Raw genomic sequence first — 17,400 nt, 5'->3', positions numbered from 1 at the left:
AATGTTAATATAGCTGGCTGAGGGTGCTTGATATTTTGATGACAAAGGAAACGTTTTGAACACAAAAAGCAGAATGCGGTTGTGGCCACGGTTGGCGTTATATGCAATGACTATTTTGCTATTGGCTGGGTGCTCAAACAAATCGAATCGCGACTATTCTACATTGCCTAAAGGCAGTTACAGCGATAAATCCTATACCGTCAAACGTGGCGACACGCTCTATTTTATTGCCTGGATCAGTGACAATGAAGTGAGTGATCTTGCTCGTATCAACAAACTTAGCCCCCCTTATCGATTAGAAGTGGGGCAAAAACTGCGCCTCAGCAGTTCTGCATCTAGCGGAAGTCTAACATCGACTAAACGTAAATCCTCAAATACCGCGATAGCGAAATCAACACCTCCACCGGGGGCTGGTGGTTGTTGGCGCTGGCCTACCAGCGGGAAAATCATCTCGAAATACTCCTCTGCTGATGGCGGCAATAAAGGTATTGATATTGTAGGTAAACGTGGACAGCCAGTATATGCGTCAGCCAAAGGCCGTGTTGTGTACGTCGGGAATCAACTGCGAGGTTATGGCAATCTCATCATGATTAAACATGGTAATGATTTTATTACCGCTTACGCCCATAACGACACAATGCTGGTGAAAAACGCACAGGATGTAAAAGCGGGACAGAAAATTGCCACTCTAGGTAGCTCTGGAACCGATACTCTTATGCTACATTTTCAAATTCGTTACCGGGCAACCGCCCTTGATCCATTGCGCTATCTGCCTGCACAAGGAACAACGCCGAAATGCTAACCTTTGGCTTTCATCCAATGTAGGCTATCTCAGATAAGCAAAAGGCCCCTCGAAAGGGGCCTTAGTGTTATGACGCGGAGTATTATTACGCCAAAACTTGTTTCACGAATGCTTTAATCTCTTCAACCTGACAGTTATCGAAGAAGCACTGCTGGAAGCGCTCACCGCTCACTGCAGTTTTGACCAATTCAGGGTCGATAGCGCGCAGCGTGTCTAAATAGTTTTCTTTCACTACCGCAGCTTTCACTTGGTTCAAAATACCCGCGTTACGCACTTGCGGCTCTTTACGATCCAGTGGGTAGCCTTCGCCTTTCACGCCAGTAAAGGCCTTCTCGAAGATGTAGCGAACGTTCAGTTCTGCACCCCAACCAAAACCTTTGGCGAATGGCAGAGACAAAGCGTTACCGTTATTAATCTGAGCAAACAAGAAAGCATCCGCAGGATCAATACAATAGCCACATACAACACCAGGATGAATGTTCAATGACATCATCGCGCCCTGACCTGTACCGCAACCGGTAACCACGAAATCGACTGCTTTAGAGTTAAGCAGAATACTGGCCATAATCCCCAGATGGATATAAGTTAGGTGATGATCATTTTCATCACTCATACCTACGTTGTATACCGGGTACGCTTTTTCTGAGGCTACGGCGTTCAGCTCTTTCAGGATTATCGCGTTTTTAGTTGCCTGACTGTTTTCCATCATCAGTGCAATTTTCATTATGTTCTCTCCGATTAGGTCAATGAAACCGAGTCCATTGAATGTGTTGTTTGGCTTGATTATAGCGAAGATAGCACTAGTAAAACAACATTTCAATTTTAATGAAAATTAGTTCTACGCACATCACACATCAGTAGAAAGCCAGTGTCGATGTCTCTGTTTCCCTCTTCACGTTGGTGAATGAAGTATCCATAATCACTGCTATTCCTGTGCCATTATTTTTTAGTTACAGTCATTAATATGTTGAAAAACTGGTACTCTTACAGGATTAATTGAGCAATTTATGAAGCAGAAAAATTGATATCAGGGCTCTTCCTCACATATGGAATCAATAATGAGTAATATGCTGACCTCTTATACCTCTCAAGCCATTCAAAAATTACAAAAATTAGGAATTATTCTGTCACCAGAATCAGATGTACCGATTCTGGCATTGCTGGATGCCATCGCTGATCTTGATACACTCCGCGTGACAGCAATTGGCCGCACACTGCAGCAGCAAAGTGCATTTAATGCTGTGGTTCGCGACAATATTGCCAATATGGATGTCGCCAACCGTCAGGCAAAAATAGTTGCCGCGTTTGACTCCATTCGTGAAGATGCCACCCAAATGGTCGGCTGGTTAGAAGATGGCAAACTCGACGTTATTGAGCGTATAAAATCTGGTTGGATTACATTACGTCGCGGCTCTATCCCTGATCGATTCAATGGCATCAAAAAAATCTATTTGGACGTTGCTAAAGCTTCCGATGAGCAGATAAGTCGTGAGAAAGCAATTTTAGATGCCTATCAGGATTTCCGTTTTGGCCTGAAACAGGCTCATGTTGATGCCCAAACCATACTTTCGATAGCGCAGGATAATCTGCAAAAAAGCCAGTCGCTATTGCAACAAGCGCAGACTGCTACAGAACAATATCAGAAAAATGACGCCGCCGAGCATTCACGTCTAGAACTTGCCCGTGATGAATCTATCAGAGCTATGCAGAAAGAAGATGAACGTTATCAGATAGTCAAAGATCTGACGGATAACCTTCTGATTGCTTATAACGCTGCGGAAGCCGTATTTGCTCGTCTCCAGCAAACCTGCGCCATTAAGGAACGTGTTTACCGCCAAAGCGTGACCTTTTTTAGTACCAACGAAATCGTATTCACCGCCCTTTCCGCCTCAATGACATCTCTGCAAGGCTTGTCCGAAAGCACTCAAACTCTGGAAGCAATGAAAGCGGGAATTAATGATGGCCTGACAACTATTGCGACCCAAGGTAGCCAGCAATTGGAAGAGGGGTTACGCGCTGGATATGGCTCGACCATCAAAGCGGATTCTGTCCGTGCTCTCGTTAACGCCATTGTGTCATTCCAAGAGTCAAGCTATCGCATGATTGACGAACTGCGTGCTGAAGCGACAAGTAATGCCAACGAGTTGGCTTCTGTTGTTGAAGAGGGAAAACGCCGTTTTGCTGACGTTGTGACTAAAGCGGAAGTCTCTCGCTAAATAAACCTTAACAGCCTCTATTGCAAACGAAAAGGTAGAAGCTGAGTGCATGGAGTGACTCAATGCAAGCTGCACAAGTGAGCCAGTATCTTATAGATCTGGTGGCGAATACACGAAAACACCTTTCCCGAGCAGAATCAGATTTGGCAGAGACACGCCATCAACAACTGGTGATAAAGCAACGGATTGCGACGACTTATCAACAAATAGCCTCACTGTTACTGCAAGACAATGGTGCCGCTAATGATATTGAGATGGTGCAAGATTTACTGGATAAGCTGCAATTAGAGCTATCCCAAACTCAGCAAGCTTTGCAGCACAGCGAAAACGATATTTTGCGCCAGCTCGCACAGGTGGAAACCTTGCGTAAGCAAATTGTGCCACTAGAGCATGAGCGAGAACAATTATTGCAGCAAAATCCTGAAGCCATTGCTGCCCGGCGGGATATGGTTCAATTATACAGTGAGGCTAACCAGCAAAAGATTAATCATAGCGAATTACTCGTCGAAGCCGACGTTAAGCTAACAGAGTATCTTAATCAGCCTATTTTTATGTTTTTAATGAGTAAAAATTATGGACAACCTGATTATCATCGCGGGCCAATTTCGCGCAATTTGGATAGCTGGCTGGCAAGACATATTAATTACACCAATAACTTTGCCAATTACCTAATGCTTCAGGCCCTACCAAAAGAATCAGAGCGACGCCTACAAATATTGCAACATCAATCTGAAAAGCGTACTTCCGAATACTTGAATTACCTTACTGAAATCGAAGAAAAAATACATTTACCTCCCCGCTATCAACAATTGGAGTCACTCGAAAAAGCATTGGTGGCGAGTCAGCAAGAAGCCCGTAATTTACAAGAAAAACTGCAACAATATTCACTCGGCGAAAGCGAAACCTTTGCCCGTATCGCCACGCAATTATCAGCTCAAATGGCGATGCTACCCCTTGATAGATTGGATACATTGGTTGCAAAAACTGCCACGCCTGATGACGACCGTTTACTAGAGGAACTCCGAGGGCTAAAACGTATGGAAGTAAAACTGGCAGAGACACAGCACGAAGAAGAACACGCTATTGCCAGCATCCGACCCCGTGCTTCCGCCGCCGCGATTTTGGCGTCAACATTTATAAATAGCCGGCTTAATGATTCACGTTATGAATATATTGAAAGTCGGCATGAGAGGTTCGAAGATCTTTTTGAGCGTTTCTTAAATGGCTCAATCAGCCTGGAATTGGTATTCAAGCAACTCAACATGGCGCGCCAGGACTCTGACGTACCGACGGCGACAGGTATTATCGCTACCCTTGCAGTGGAGGCTATATTAGCTAACCGACGCTCTGCAAGAAGAAGCTCAGGCTCATCTTCTTCAGGTGAGGGATTCAGTTCCTCATCAACATCATCAAGTGCCGGCAGAGGCTCCGGTTCATCTTCTTCTTCAGGAGGCGGAGGGTTCAGTTCGTCTTCCTCCACGGGCGGTGGTGGTTTCCGCTCTACGGACAGTTTCTAATGCACATTAAATGCCAATCTAATAAACCAAATGGAGTGCACCAATGAGCGAGATTAAGCTAAGGGATCAGCTGGGTGCCATGGCGATTATTGATTCTCTGTATGCCCAACAAATCGCGCTAGAAGAACATTTGGACCTGCCCAAGTTACGCCAGCGGATTGCTCAACGTATACGTGATTATTACCAAAGTACAGGTACGGATATCAGTGACGAATTAATTGAACAAGGGGTAAAAAACTGGTTTGACAATAGGTTACGTTTTCAAAGTAGCAAAATGAATGTCAGCCAGCGTATTGTAACCTTCTTACATATGACAAGTAAGACGTGGCTCACAGGTCTAGGTATCATAATTGTCTTATTTGCTATCGGCATGAGTATTCATATTTTCGTTGATAAAAACCAGATTCAAGCACTGGAACAAGAAATTGCCACGCAGGTAGTGCAAAACACGGCTCTGACAGCTCAGGCCCAGCAATTATCAACAGAAATCGATGAGATAAAACCGGTTCATTTAAATTACGCGGCACAATCGGCCCAACAGACAGTGACTAAAGCAAAAAGTGTGTTAGGTGAGTTCAATGCTACACAGCAAACCATTGGATCATCACCTGAAACATCTTTTACCTCAAAAGAGAATGCTCAACATTATCTGACCAATATATCTGAAAATAATAAACAGCAAACCTTGCGACTCGAGCAAACTCAGAAATTGTTCGATAGTTTACCTAAATTGCAAAAGATGGACGAAACTTTGAGCCAAATAGTTCAAGACCCAAACCTTGAACTCTATACTCAACGAGCGCCAGAGATTGCTTCTCTCATAACCGCGGCAACACTTGCTTTGTCGCAAAATACACCAAGTGCAAGTAATCAGGTCAGTGCTGCTTTTGAAGCCTATGATAAGGAACAAACTCGTGAGAGTTTATATCAGTCTATGGATAGACGAACTCAGGAACTTCGTAGCCTCCCGCTTTCACCGCAAGACAAGGCGATAATTAGCAACCAAATTGCCGAAGCGAGAGAAATGTTGGCAGGTGTAGACCTGGTGAATACAGGTGTTCCTCAAACCTGGGTCGATGCTATGACTGAACTTGAACGCACCTACAATTTCATTAAGCAGCCGCTTCAGTTGGAGATAATTGATCGTGTAGGCCAAAAATCAGGGGTTGAACGCACATATAACAGCTCAAATGGCAAAAGTTGGTACTTGATTGTCGAACCCGTCACCCCTGGAAACAGACTCTATTCGATGTCGGTAAAAGACAGCGAGACCGGCGAACAAAAGATTGTTTCAAAATTCGGTGTCCGAGTTTCACAAAATGAATATGAAAAAGTCAGAAGAGACAAGCAGGATGACGGCCACATCAATAATAATATTGTGGGTAAAAAATCGGCTAATCAGCTGAGTTTCAAATTCAACCGACCTGTGCAAGAGGGCATAATTACTACATGGTAAATAGTTATTTAGCCTAAACAATCCGCGCAATCTACACTGCGCGGATTTTTGCCACATCAAATACATAATAAAAGTAAAATCAATGGTGTAGCATTTCGTGAACGATTTCATCTTTGCTTGAAGATATAGGGTAAAAGGTTGGCCAGTTATCCATTTCTTTGAGCAACTGTTCATGTGACTCGTTTCCCATGTAAATATGGAAATGATGAGATTTTTGTGGCTCGATAATATGGTCACTGAATTGTACGTACTTCGGTGCTTTGGAATTGATGTCTTTACACTCATACAAATAACGCACGCCTTTCTTCCCCGACTCATAGTGCATTATTTTAAAGCCGGAATATGTGTATCGGCAGGAATTAACTGCTTGAGTGGTGTGAAAATCAATCGTGTTATTTTCAATACCAATCATATTGATATCGGTGGCATACCCTCTTTTATAATACTCTCGGTATTGTACAACGGTTTTATCCTTATTTTTCTTCGCCTTATCCATCAATACTGGCTCTAGATCCCCTTTCAATAAATATGGATTAATTGATTGCCAGACTCCATCCCAATCACTCAGCCCCCTATCCTTAACATCTTTATCGACGAAAATGCCTTCGCTTGCTTTACGCGCCACATCCGACTGTTGATGCTCATGGTCATGACTGTGTTTCCCGTGTGCCAATACATTAAAACTGGTCAATGATGCGCAAACACTAAGTACAATGATGGATAACTGGGTTAGTTTTATTGACATTTATGCCTCCTGGCTGATTGCCTTAACTGTTATGTTATACTATTACATATTGAGCAATCAATAACTTTGAATCGCATAAGCCACGGGACATTTGCCATTAATCACTAACGTTTCTTACGATTGCGATGCATATCAATGGCGACTGCACTGACAATAATGATGCCTTTGATAATGTCTTGGATATATGAATCCACACCGATAAAAGTAAAACCGCTCTTAATCAAGCCCAAGATTACCGCGCCAATCACCGTACCGGTAATTCTCCCAACGCCGCCCATCAAGCTGCTACCACCAATCACGGCGGCAGCAATAGCATCCAGCTCATATGATTGGCCCATGCTGGATTGCCCGCTACTCACACGTGCCGCCAGAACAACTCCCGCTAAACCGGCTAAACCACCCGCTATGGTATAAACCATCACCAGATATTTATTAACATTAATACCGGAGACTTTAGCGGAAATCATATTTCCTCCGATAGCATAGACATATTTACCATAGCGGGTATGTTTCAAAGCAATATGGAAAATGACAGCAATAACTAGAAAGATGATAACCGGCATTGCTCCTTGGCCAATGGCTGTAAAATCATCAGAAAGAAAACTCACTGGATTGCCTTTGGTATAATATTGGGCAAGCCCTCTGGCTGAAACCATCATTCCTAAAGTTGCAATAAAGGGTGGGATTCCAGTACGCGTAATCAAAAATCCGTTAATGAAACCACATAAAACCCCTACCCCAATACCGGCTGTAATGGGAATTGCCGCAGGTAAATCTAATAAGTGTGGATACATTGGAGAAATGCTATCGGATGTTTGCGCCAAACTCGCAGCAACGACAGCAGTTAATGCAATTAAAGAACCGGACGAGAGATCAATACCTGTCGTGATAATGACCTGCGTGACGCCAACGGCAATAATACCGATAATGGCAACCTGTAAGACAATCAATAGAAGACGGTTAGGATTCAACAGAAATGATTGGTCTCGAATAAACCAACCCAAAAATTCAAAAATCAGTGCGATACCAATCATGACAATAAAGATACCGGTATCTTTAGGTAATTTACCTTTTAATCCTGATAGGAATGGGTATTCTTTTGCAGACTCACTTATCAATGATTTATCAATTTTAATATTACTCATTTTAGTTACCTTCAAATAATTATTCGGAGGCCAATGCCATTATTTTCTCTTGATTGGCATCTTGCTTATCTAATATTCCTGTAATGTGACCACCATGCATGACCATGACTCTGTCACTCATACCGAGGATTTCAGGTAATTCAGAAGAAACCAAAATAATAGCAACACCACGGTTTGCCAACTCGCTAATTAAACGATAAATCTCTGACTTTGCCCCAACATCAATACCACGTGTAGGTTCATCAAGAATAAGTATCTTCGGTTGTGATAATAACCAACGAGCAATTAATACTTTTTGCTGGTTACCCCCACTAAGGTTATTAATGATTTGATCCATGGTCGGTGTTTTTATATTTAATTTTTTAATCTGTTCCATACAGTCTTGTGCCATTTGCCCATGGCTAACAAAACCTTTTTTATTGATATACTCAGAAAGATTTACAATACTCATATTCTCAACGACTGATAGTACTAAAAACAATCCTGATTTCTTGCGATCTTCGGTCAAAAAGGCCAATCCCTGCTCAATAGCTTTTGACGGAGAGTCAATATTAACGGGTAAGCCCTCGATAAATATTTCACCGCTATCAGCTGGATGCATACCGAATAAACTCTCCATGACTTCACTGCGACCAGCCCCGACCAGACCAGCGACACCTAATATTTCACCTCGTTTAACAGAAAATGAAATATCACGGAATAAAGCATGGCGCCGTAATGCACTGACTCTAAGCACTTCTTCGCCAATATTATTATTAAACTTGGGAAACATGTGGGTCAGTTCACGTCCAACCATCATGGTGATTAACGATTGTTTTGTCAGATTTTCTGTTTTATCAGTGGCAACAAACATACCATCACGAAAAATACTGACCTCATCCGTAATTTCAAAAATCTCATCCATTTTATGACTGATATAGATAATACCTTTACCTTGCTCCTTTAATTCATTAATGATCGCAAAAAGGTGAAAGACCTCGCCTTCGGTTAATGCAGATGTCGGCTCATCCATAATTAAAACATCCGCATCGTAGGAAACTGCCTTGGCTATTTCCACCATCTGTTGGCTGGCGATATTTAATTCACCAACTATCATTTCTGGCTTCAGATTTATATTAAGATATTGTAATAAATCCCGCGTTTTACTGTTCAGTAAGTCATGATTTACTAATCCATAGTGAACAGGTTCCCTGCCTAGCCAAATATTTTCCGCCACCGTCATGTGCGGAACTAAATTTAACTCCTGATGAATCATTGCAATACCAGCATGTAATGCATCTAACGTATCGCCAAAGGTTACAACTTCCCCTTTTATTTTTATCGTTCCTTCATCCGGATGATATATTCCAATCAGACACTTCATCAGTGTTGACTTCCCCGCTCCATTCTCTCCCATTAATGCATGGACGCTTCCAGGTTTTATTTTGATACCTACTTTATTCAGCGCTTTAACTCCAGGGAACTGTTTACTAATACTTTCAGCCTCGAGAATGTAAGGATACATGTATCATCTCCACCTCAATAGGGTCTATGTCGGAATGCCGTATTTATTAGAATAACAAATTAATAAATACGGCATGACTCACCAAGTAAAAATAGCTTCCACACATTTATATTGCGTATGGTTTTAAACTCAAAAATATATTAACTGATCTACTCATGTCATTGACTCGTCATGAGAATAGCTTCTATTTTATTTTTTGTTTTTATTGGCAAAGTCTTGATAGTTATTTTTAGTGATTAACTGATAGGGGATCATTACGCTGCTTTCGACTTTTTGCCCTGACGCTAATTTAATTGCAGTATCTACCGCACCTTCTCCTTGCCCTTTCGCATCTTGGAAAATACTGACATTGAGATCGCCTTTCTTAATAAACTCAAGTGCATCAGGTGTACCATCAATACCCCCGATCACAACACCATTTTTCTTCGCTTGTTTTAAAGCAAGAATAGCGCCAATAGCCATTTCATCGTTATTGGATGCGATCGCATCGATTTGCTGCCCGGAAAGAATCCAATCCGTGGTGACATCAACAGCCTCTTTACGGAAGAATTTTGCTGTCTGTTTATCAATAATATGAATATTCGGATATTGTGCAGCGACTTTCTCAACACCTCTTGTTCTATCACGGGTCGCCTCACTTGATAGCTCTCCCATAAGGATCATGACATTGCCTTTTTCACCCATCAGTTTTGCAAGTTCTTCCATTTGTAAGCGCCCTGCAAGTTCAGAATCAGAACCTACATAGGCCATACCTGACGGTAAAGTTATTTCCGGACGGCGATTCACAAAAACCAAAGGAATCTTGGCCTGTTCAGCCAATTTGATCATGGGTTTCACGCCTTGAGTATCAACTGGATTTAAAATAATGGCATCAACACCCTGACTAACAAAATTTTCGACCTGCTGAATTTGTTGAGCAATGTCTCCTTTTGCATCTTCAAATTGCCCAGAAACATTCCCCTCTTCTTTCATTTTATTTTGCATTGCCTGACGTAATATTGTCAGGAAGTTATCATCGAAGTGAGCCATGGAAACGCCAATTTTAAGGTCTTTAGCATAGGAGCCCAATGGCAGCATACAGATAGCGAGTGAGGTAATAAGGATTTTTTTCAGCTTCATGATCTATACCCTTCAATAGTGGAATGCATTAACTTATTGATACCTATTTATTGAAAATAATTTTTTCAAACACTTAACTAAATGCAATGAAAATGTGACTTTTTTATAGGTATCTCAGTGTGGTTTCCGTGAATGCAACCGCCCCACTCCCGGACCTTAAAGCATAAAATAATTACAAAACAGAAAGTTAAAAAATTAACTTTGGTTCTAACATCCTAAATCTCTTTTTAAACATTTATTTCATAAATAAGATTATTGAAATTTTTAACACCAAACAACCGAAATGTGCATTTTGTATCGGGCAAATAACAAAACTATGACAGGGATCTAACAAATGCTGATAATTTAAGCATGTGTATGTGACTAAGATCGTGGGTCGATAACAGAAAAGATCGCTTATATGCGATGTCATTTGAAGTGAAACACACAGAAAGAATATTATTGAGGAATGCCATAACTCTGCTCTATCTCTTGAAAACTATAGGCAGCGCTAGACATTCCTCTTGACCGGAAATTCATGTAAAAACATAGAGTTCAATATGTCATGACAAATTATAAGATGAGCTCATTCTCAACGCTCAGGGAATAAATCTACCCACAGCAAGCAACTGTCAGCAATCAACGGCTCCAATTGCCCAACTTTGATTGTGGGTAACCACCAGCACCCCTGTGAAGTTGTGAGTTCATGGGTTTCTGTATGACTGATCAACCACTTTCCCTTCACCACATAAACCAATCCGCCGTGAGATACCGGCAATTCTTGGGCTGAGCTCACAGACGTTACTGATGCCTGCCAGCAGCCTCGTCGAGTCATAATGTTAAAGTCTTGGCTACTACTCCCAAGTAAATGGGCATGAATAGGGGTATCACCAGGAAAGGCAAAGGGTTGCAATGGCTGTGAAAGTGTATGCGCTTCCCAAATTGGGCTAGAGAGCACAACCCCATCACCAGAAAGCAATGTAATAGAGCGGTCGATATCAGGAAATACAGAGAACGGGCCATCTTGTTCTATCGTCGCAATACTGGCCCGCCAGGCAAAATCATCCCCCCCTACCGGCCAACATGCAATTTCTCGGGTTTCGCCGCCACCATTTCGCCAACGACTCACTGGTAAGCTGGCAAAATCAAAAACGGTAAAGCTCATCAGACCTCCTGTTGACAGGCTTTCAGTACAGCCAGAAAATCCTGTGCAGTTTGCTGTTGAATGGGATGATATCTATCCACAATTACCGCTTTGCCCGCCACATAAACATCCCGAATTTGCGATTTATGCCCCGCAAATAGCCATCGATTCAACAAAGAAGCAGATTCTGTTCCCGCAATGTAAGGGTCATCACCATCTAAAACTAACCAATCAGCTCGATATCCCTCGGCCAATTGCCCAATATTACTGGCACAAGCTTGCTGTCCCCCGGCTAATGCCTGGCTATAAAGCAAATCTGCCACTGAAGAATGCTTTTCATTAGTGAGACGGTTGCGGCGTTGATCTCGTAGCCGCTGCCCATACTCCAACCAACGCAACTCCTCTACAACATCTAGAGAAACATGACTATCAGAACCAATTCCCCACCGCCCTTGGCGTTGAACATAATCTACCGCAGGAAAGATGCCATCCCCCAAATTAGCTTCTGTTGTCGGGCATAGCCCTGCAACAGCCTGACTCTGAGCCAAACGTACAAGCTCAGACTCATCCAAATGAGTGGCATGAATCAAACACCAGCGGCTATCAACAGGCAGATTATCGTATAACCAAGTCACTGGCCGCTGCCCACTCCAAGCAAGGCAATCATTTACTTCTTTTTGCTGTTCAGCAATATGAATATGTACAGGTAAATGTTTATCTGACACATGTAAAACGTCCTGCATTTGGCTTAATTCTACGGCACGTAGAGAATGGAAACATAGCCCATGATTTTGTAACGGTTGATTCGCCAGTTGTTGCTGAATCACTTGCTGCTGCTTGAGATAGCTTTCTGTATTTTGTATAAAACGGCGTTGACCTTGCTGAGCCGGCTGAGCACCAAACCCAGCATAACTGTATAACACCGGTAATAGAGTCATCCCTATTCCGGCATCTTGTGCAGCTTGACTTAGCTGTGATGTCATTTCTCCAGGATTACCGTAGGGGATGCCGTCAGGGCCATGATGCAAGTAATGAAACTCTGCGACTTGGGTATAACCTCCTTTCAGCATCTCAATATATAGCTGGCGAGCAATCACGCCGACCTGCTCTGGCGTTAATTGCTGCACCAATCGGTACATCAGATCTCGCCAGGTCCAAAAACTGTCTTGCGGATTACCTGCCACCTCAGCTAACCCAGACATCATGCGCTGAAAAGCATGAGAGTGCAGATTCGGCATTCCTGGGACTATCGGCCCCGATAGAACCTGACAATCTACACCACCATTGCCAGTAGTGATCTTCTGTATGATCCCCTGTTCATCGACAGTAATCTGTACGTCAGCCGCCCATCCATTAGGTAAGAAAGCGCGTTTGGTAAAATAAACTGGCATAGCGATATCCCAATATTTTGTAAAGAGTCAAACGCGCTGAACAGCAGCTGCGTCAATTAATTAAATCACTTACTTGTATATACATATACACTGGCTAAATTCAACCGTAGACTTACCCTATAAATCTTCTTATTTGACGAGGTTAACGCCGTGGCGGAACAACCAACGGTTCTACAATTAAGTGCCGCAATGGACGATATTCCTGCGCCAATTTACCAGCGGGTGAAGTTGGCCATCATCCGCCAGATCAAAACTGGAATCTGGCAACCACATCAACGAGTCCCGTCAGAAAGTGAGCTTGTTGCCGAGTTAGGTGTCAGTCGCATGACTATCAACCGGGCGCTACGTGAACTCACTAATGAAGGTTTTCTCATTCGCATGCAAGGTGTGGGCACCTTTGTTGCAGAGGCAAAGGCGCACAGTGCCTTACTCGAAGTCCATAATATTGCTGATGAAATAACCTCGCGGGGTCATCGCCACAGCAGTAAAATTCTGCAACTAGAGGCACGCCCAGCAAGCGCAGAAGAAGCCGTTGCTTTAGGTTTGCAACCCGGGCAACAGCTGTTCTATTCACAAATAGTTCATTATGAAAATGACATCCCCATCCAAGTTGAAAATCGTTGTGTCAATCCAAGTACTGCACCCGATTATATGAAGCAGGATTTCAATCAAATCACCCCTTACAGCTATCTCACCCAAGCCGCCCCACTGACTGAAGGTGAGCATATTGTTGAAGCCGTGATACCAACTCTGATTGAGCGCCAGTTGTTGCAATTAAGTGAATACGAACCCTGCCTATTGATCCGCCGTAGAACTTGGTATGGAAAAGCTATTGTCACAGCTGCTCAACTGCTCTATCCGGGTGCTCGCTACCAACTCTATGGTCGTTTTACCGCACAAGGTACCGTGTCGTCCTGAACAATTTTATTTCTCTGCAAGAACTGCGAAGTGTTACGCAATTGTTTAAATCCCTATCTTGCCGATAGTGAATTTATGCGCTAGGTTGTCCATAATTGTATATACAACTTATTGCTGTACATTCTAAGGGGGTCAGATGGTGTCAACAATTCACTGTGACAGTCTGTGGTATGGTGCCGACATCGTGACCATGCGCGGCGGGAAGTATCACCTGATACCGCAGGGAGCCATGGCGGTTACTGACGGCAAAATAGTCTGGATTGGGCCGTATAATGAGTTACCGTCAATCTGCGCTTCACGTGAGGTCATCTATCAAGGTGGCCTGATTACCCCCGGATTTATTGATTGCCATACCCATTTGGTTTTTGGTGGTGATCGTAGCGCTGAATTCGAACAGCGCCTCAATGGCGTGAGCTATGCTGAGATTGCAGCCAATGGTGGAGGCATTGTGTCAACAGTCAAAGCGACACGTGACACCAGCGAACAACAATTGTTGGAACAAGCCTTGTTTCGCCTAAAACCACTACTCGCCGAAGGCGTTACCTGTATTGAAATTAAATCCGGTTACGGCCTCAGTCTTGAAAGTGAAATAAAAATGCTGCGTGTTGCTCGCAAGTTAGGCGAGTTATTGCCCATTACCGTAAAAACAACCTGTCTGGCGGCACATGCTCTCCCTCCTGAATATGCAGGTCGAGCTGATGACTATATCGATTATGTGTGCAATACGATTATTCCACAGGTTGCCGAGGAAGGATTGGCCGACGCTGTTGATGCATTTTGCGAACATCTGGCATTCTCTCCCGCGCAAGTTGAGCGCGTATTTTTAGCTGCACGTCTTGCCGGCTTACCTATCAAATTACATGCTGAACAACTTTCTTCTCTCCATGGCAGTACTCTGGCGGCCAAATATAGCGCCATGTCTGCTGATCATCTTGAATATGCAACCGAGTCAGATATTCAGGCGATGGGAAACGCAGGCACTACCGCGGTATTACTACCGGGAGCCTATTATTTATTGCGGGAAACACAATGTCCGCCCATTGAACTCTTTCGCCAACATAACGTCCCCATGGCATTAGCCAGTGATGCTAATCCCGGAACATCGCCCACGCTTTCTTTGCGTTTAATGCTCAATATGGCGTGTACATTATTCCGGATGACACCTGAAGAAGCATTGGCGGGAGTCACTTGTCATGCAGCTCAAGCTTTAGGACTGCATGATTCTCAGGGCACACTTGAAACTGGCAAATTGGCTAACTGGATTCATTGGCCATTATCTCGCCCTGCCGAATTGGCTTATTGGCTCGGTGGTCAATTACCTGTTTCTGTTGTTTTTCAAGGAGACGTTCGCCAATGAATTTCACTGACCCTTTGAGTTTCCATGCAGGTAAACTCCCTTTATTGATCAGTATTCCACATGCAGGAACCCGGTTGACCCCTACCGTTGAAGCAGGTCTAACAGATGCGGCCCGTTCCCTATGTGATACCGATTGGCATATTCCTCGCCTCTATGACTTTGCCCAGCACATTGGAGCAAGTATGGTGATTGGCCATTACTCTCGTCTGGTGGTCGACCTAAACCGCCCTGAGGATAACCAGCCACTTTACACGACTGCAACTACCGGTTTATTCCCAGAAACACTGTTTGATGGACAACCTTGTTTTATGCCGGGCAAAACACCGCCACCGCAGGAGCGGCAATCCTATTTGCAATACATCTGGCGTCCTTATCATCAGCAACTTCAATTAGAGTTAGCTAGGCTTAAAGCTGACTTTGGTTATGCGCTATTGTTAGATGCGCACTCAATTGCATCGGTTATCCCACGATTATTTGACGGGCAACTACCTGATTTGAATTTTGGTACCAACAGTGGTGCCAGTTGCTCGGCATCATTAAGTGAGCAACTGATTGAGTGCTGCGAGAATCAATCAACATTTAGCCATGTGTTAAATGGTCGTTTTAAGGGCGGTTATATAACGCGAGCGTACGGCCAACCACAAAACCATCAACATGCAGTGCAGCTTGAATTAGCGCAATTAAACTACATGTCTGAGACTCAACCCTATTCTTATTTGCCTGAGCGTGCTACGCATTTACAACAATTACTCCATAAGATAATCAATACCATGTTGAAATGGGGTGAAGAACAATACTCACAATAATATGCGACGCGTCCCTTACCGTTAGCATTATGAATAGTATGAAATACAAAAAGGCGGGGTTATCCCCGCCTTTTTCAATTCACCTAATTCCGACACAGAAAAGGGTAATATTAAATGCTTACATCAACTTAGAAACGATAAGTCAAGTTAACTGCAACAGTATCATCTGTACCCAGACCCAATGGGTTGTTGTCTTCATCCAGCAAGTTAATCTGGTAGTCAACATAGGCAAACATGTTTTTGTTGATGTAGTAAGTTACACCAACTTCTGCATATTTCAGCAGGTCTGCATCCCCCACCACGGCCAAGTCTTTGCCTTTAGACTGAACATAAGCGATTGACGGGCGCAGACCATTTTCGAATTGATACTGAGCAACCAATTCTACGTTCTGGGTTTTGTTGGCAATCAGCGCTTTATAAGGGGTCATGTTCAGCGTTTCACCATACATCGCTGCCAGATAAACTTGGTTTGCATCATATTTCAATGCAGTAGCCCAAGCCTGAGCTTTATCACCGGTAGCACTGTTAGCCAGTGTTTTCTGACCTAAGGTACGGTTGGAAGAAGAGAATGCGGCAACGAAACCAACACCACTACCTTCGATATCTTGATAATCAACAGACAAACCGAAACCGTCGCCGTTGGCTTTCTGAATTGCACGCCCATTATCAGCAGCGTCACCCTCGTCGTTACGGCCTTGATACTGAGCGGCAACGTTCAGACCTTTCACTAAACCGAAGAAATCAGAGTTACGGTAAGTTGCCAAACCGGTTGAACGACCAGTCATGTAGTTATCGGTATAAGCGATTGAATCGCCACCGAACTCTGGCAACATATCGGTATAAGCCAGCGCATCGTAAACTACGCCATAGTTACGGCCATAATCAAAAGAGCCAAATTCAGCAAATTTCAAACCTGCAAAACCCAGACGGGTTTTATTGCCTTTGTCGCCCTGAGATTCAGCGTTTTTTGCTGCAACGTTATATTCCCACTGACCAAAACCGGTCAGTTGGCTATTGATTTGAGTTTCACCTTTAAAACCAAAACGCACATAAGTGTCATCGGCATTATTATGGTTTGAGAAAAGGTATTTAGCGGCTACGCGACCATACAGGTCCAACTTATTGCCGTCTTTATTATAAATCTCTGCTGCGTTTGAAAGAGCTGGAACCATACTCAAGGCGACCGCTAAGGCCAGCACACTGCGCTTCATCATTATTTTTCCTTTAAATTTTAATAAAATTAACCCGCGGGCTAAATTAATTATTTAGCCTCATAAAAGTTAACTTTTAATTTTTTATAA

General features: G+C 43.3%; 15 protein-coding genes. 7 read left to right on the top strand and 8 right to left on the bottom strand.

Annotation, left to right across the window (positions count from 1 at the left end):
- Positions 1 to 73: 73 nt before the first annotated feature.
- Positions 74 to 802: an amidase activator ActS gene (actS, locus tag HUZ92_RS17245; RefSeq protein ID WP_174846871.1), complete on the top strand. Its 729-nt coding sequence runs from the start codon at positions 74 to 76 to the stop codon at positions 800 to 802.
- Positions 803 to 887: 85 nt separating this feature from the next.
- Here actS and HUZ92_RS17240 read toward each other — a convergent pair whose 3' ends face one another.
- On the bottom strand, positions 888 to 1,526 hold the full coding sequence (locus tag HUZ92_RS17240) for an RpiB/LacA/LacB family sugar-phosphate isomerase (RefSeq protein ID WP_004706483.1): 639 nt from the start codon (positions 1,524 to 1,526) through the stop codon (positions 888 to 890).
- 334 nt (positions 1,527 to 1,860) lie between these two features.
- On the opposite strand from HUZ92_RS17240, the gene HUZ92_RS17235 reads away from it, so the two are divergent.
- The 3 genes from HUZ92_RS17235 (at position 1,861) to HUZ92_RS17225 (ending at position 5,991) form a co-directional block, all read left to right on the top strand.
- Positions 1,861 to 3,018, top strand: a complete 1,158-nt coding sequence (locus HUZ92_RS17235) for a merozoite surface protein 3b (protein ID WP_145579555.1) — start codon at positions 1,861 to 1,863, stop codon at positions 3,016 to 3,018.
- Positions 3,019 to 3,080: 62 nt separating this feature from the next.
- Positions 3,081 to 4,535, top strand: a complete 1,455-nt coding sequence (locus HUZ92_RS17230) for a coiled-coil domain-containing protein (protein ID WP_145579554.1) — start codon at positions 3,081 to 3,083, stop codon at positions 4,533 to 4,535.
- A gap of 43 nt (positions 4,536 to 4,578) precedes the next feature.
- A complete protein-coding gene (locus HUZ92_RS17225; RefSeq protein WP_050098235.1) occupies positions 4,579 to 5,991 on the top strand; it encodes a DUF6384 family protein in 1,413 nt (470 codons plus the stop codon).
- Between the two features lie 79 nt (positions 5,992 to 6,070).
- Here the strand turns inward: HUZ92_RS17225 and zinT are convergent, their stop codons facing one another.
- The 6 genes from zinT to HUZ92_RS17195 all read right to left on the bottom strand — a co-directional run bounded on the left by zinT (position 6,071) and on the right by HUZ92_RS17195 (position 13,018).
- A complete protein-coding gene (gene zinT / locus HUZ92_RS17220) occupies positions 6,071 to 6,736 on the bottom strand; it encodes a metal-binding protein ZinT (protein WP_050140850.1) in 666 nt (221 codons plus the stop codon).
- A gap of 104 nt (positions 6,737 to 6,840) precedes the next feature.
- Entirely contained in the window at positions 6,841 to 7,881 is a 1,041-nt protein-coding gene (locus tag HUZ92_RS17215) for an ABC transporter permease (RefSeq protein WP_050098237.1), read from the bottom strand.
- A 19-nt stretch (positions 7,882 to 7,900) separates the two neighbouring features.
- On the bottom strand, positions 7,901 to 9,385 hold the full coding sequence (locus HUZ92_RS17210; protein WP_145579553.1) for a sugar ABC transporter ATP-binding protein: 1,485 nt from the start codon (positions 9,383 to 9,385) through the stop codon (positions 7,901 to 7,903).
- Positions 9,386 to 9,574: 189 nt separating this feature from the next.
- A complete protein-coding gene (locus HUZ92_RS17205) occupies positions 9,575 to 10,504 on the bottom strand; it encodes a sugar ABC transporter substrate-binding protein (RefSeq protein ID WP_050098239.1) in 930 nt (309 codons plus the stop codon).
- Positions 10,505 to 11,075: 571 nt separating this feature from the next.
- Positions 11,076 to 11,648, bottom strand: coding sequence for a HutD/Ves family protein (locus tag HUZ92_RS17200; RefSeq protein ID WP_145579552.1), 573 nt, complete (start codon positions 11,646 to 11,648; stop codon positions 11,076 to 11,078).
- Positions 11,648 to 13,018 (bottom strand): formimidoylglutamate deiminase, encoded by a 1,371-nt coding sequence (locus HUZ92_RS17195; RefSeq protein ID WP_145579551.1) that lies wholly within the window; start codon positions 13,016 to 13,018, stop codon positions 11,648 to 11,650. Before HUZ92_RS17195 ends, HUZ92_RS17200 begins: the two co-directional genes overlap by 1 nt.
- A 150-nt stretch (positions 13,019 to 13,168) precedes the next feature.
- On the opposite strand from HUZ92_RS17195, the gene hutC reads away from it, so the two are divergent.
- The 3 genes from hutC (at position 13,169) to hutG (ending at position 16,099) form a co-directional block, all read left to right on the top strand.
- Positions 13,169 to 13,936, top strand: a complete 768-nt coding sequence (hutC, locus tag HUZ92_RS17190; RefSeq protein WP_050098242.1) for a histidine utilization repressor — start codon at positions 13,169 to 13,171, stop codon at positions 13,934 to 13,936.
- 136 nt (positions 13,937 to 14,072) lie between these two features.
- Positions 14,073 to 15,293: an imidazolonepropionase gene (gene hutI, locus HUZ92_RS17185; RefSeq protein WP_050098243.1), complete on the top strand. Its 1,221-nt coding sequence runs from the start codon at positions 14,073 to 14,075 to the stop codon at positions 15,291 to 15,293.
- On the top strand, positions 15,290 to 16,099 hold the full coding sequence (hutG, locus tag HUZ92_RS17180; protein WP_050140846.1) for an N-formylglutamate deformylase: 810 nt from the start codon (positions 15,290 to 15,292) through the stop codon (positions 16,097 to 16,099). Before hutI ends, hutG begins: the two co-directional genes overlap by 4 nt.
- A gap of 128 nt (positions 16,100 to 16,227) precedes the next feature.
- Here the strand turns inward: hutG and HUZ92_RS17175 are convergent, their stop codons facing one another.
- The gene (locus tag HUZ92_RS17175; protein WP_050098245.1) at positions 16,228 to 17,313 is read right to left on the bottom strand and encodes a porin; all 1,086 of its coding nucleotides are present in this window, start codon (positions 17,311 to 17,313) and stop codon (positions 16,228 to 16,230) included.
- Between the last annotated feature and the right edge of the window lie 87 nt (positions 17,314 to 17,400).

The organism is Yersinia vastinensis (assembly GCF_902726565.1).
GTDB classification, from domain to species: domain Bacteria; phylum Pseudomonadota; class Gammaproteobacteria; order Enterobacterales; family Enterobacteriaceae; genus Yersinia; species Yersinia vastinensis.
This window is presented reverse-complemented; position numbering and strand designations above follow the sequence as displayed.

Coding starts and splice junctions, on each gene's coding strand:
- hutI (WP_050098243.1), top strand. CDS start 14,073: ATGGTGTCAACAATTCACTGTGACAGTCTGTGGTATGGTGCCGACATC.
- HUZ92_RS17235 (WP_145579555.1), top strand. CDS start 1,861: ATGAGTAATATGCTGACCTCTTATACCTCTCAAGCCATTCAAAAATTA.
- HUZ92_RS17200 (WP_145579552.1), bottom strand. CDS start 11,648: ATGAGCTTTACCGTTTTTGATTTTGCCAGCTTACCAGTGAGTCGTTGG.
- zinT (WP_050140850.1), bottom strand. CDS start 6,736: ATGTCAATAAAACTAACCCAGTTATCCATCATTGTACTTAGTGTTTGC.
- HUZ92_RS17240 (WP_004706483.1), bottom strand. CDS start 1,526: ATGAAAATTGCACTGATGATGGAAAACAGTCAGGCAACTAAAAACGCG.
- HUZ92_RS17210 (WP_145579553.1), bottom strand. CDS start 9,385: ATGTATCCTTACATTCTCGAGGCTGAAAGTATTAGTAAACAGTTCCCT.
- HUZ92_RS17230 (WP_145579554.1), top strand. CDS start 3,081: ATGCAAGCTGCACAAGTGAGCCAGTATCTTATAGATCTGGTGGCGAAT.
- HUZ92_RS17195 (WP_145579551.1), bottom strand. CDS start 13,018: ATGCCAGTTTATTTTACCAAACGCGCTTTCTTACCTAATGGATGGGCG.
- hutG (WP_050140846.1), top strand. CDS start 15,290: ATGAATTTCACTGACCCTTTGAGTTTCCATGCAGGTAAACTCCCTTTA.
- HUZ92_RS17205 (WP_050098239.1), bottom strand. CDS start 10,504: ATGAAGCTGAAAAAAATCCTTATTACCTCACTCGCTATCTGTATGCTG.
- actS (WP_174846871.1), top strand. CDS start 74: ATGCGGTTGTGGCCACGGTTGGCGTTATATGCAATGACTATTTTGCTA.
- HUZ92_RS17225 (WP_050098235.1), top strand. CDS start 4,579: ATGAGCGAGATTAAGCTAAGGGATCAGCTGGGTGCCATGGCGATTATT.
- HUZ92_RS17175 (WP_050098245.1), bottom strand. CDS start 17,313: ATGATGAAGCGCAGTGTGCTGGCCTTAGCGGTCGCCTTGAGTATGGTT.
- HUZ92_RS17215 (WP_050098237.1), bottom strand. CDS start 7,881: ATGAGTAATATTAAAATTGATAAATCATTGATAAGTGAGTCTGCAAAA.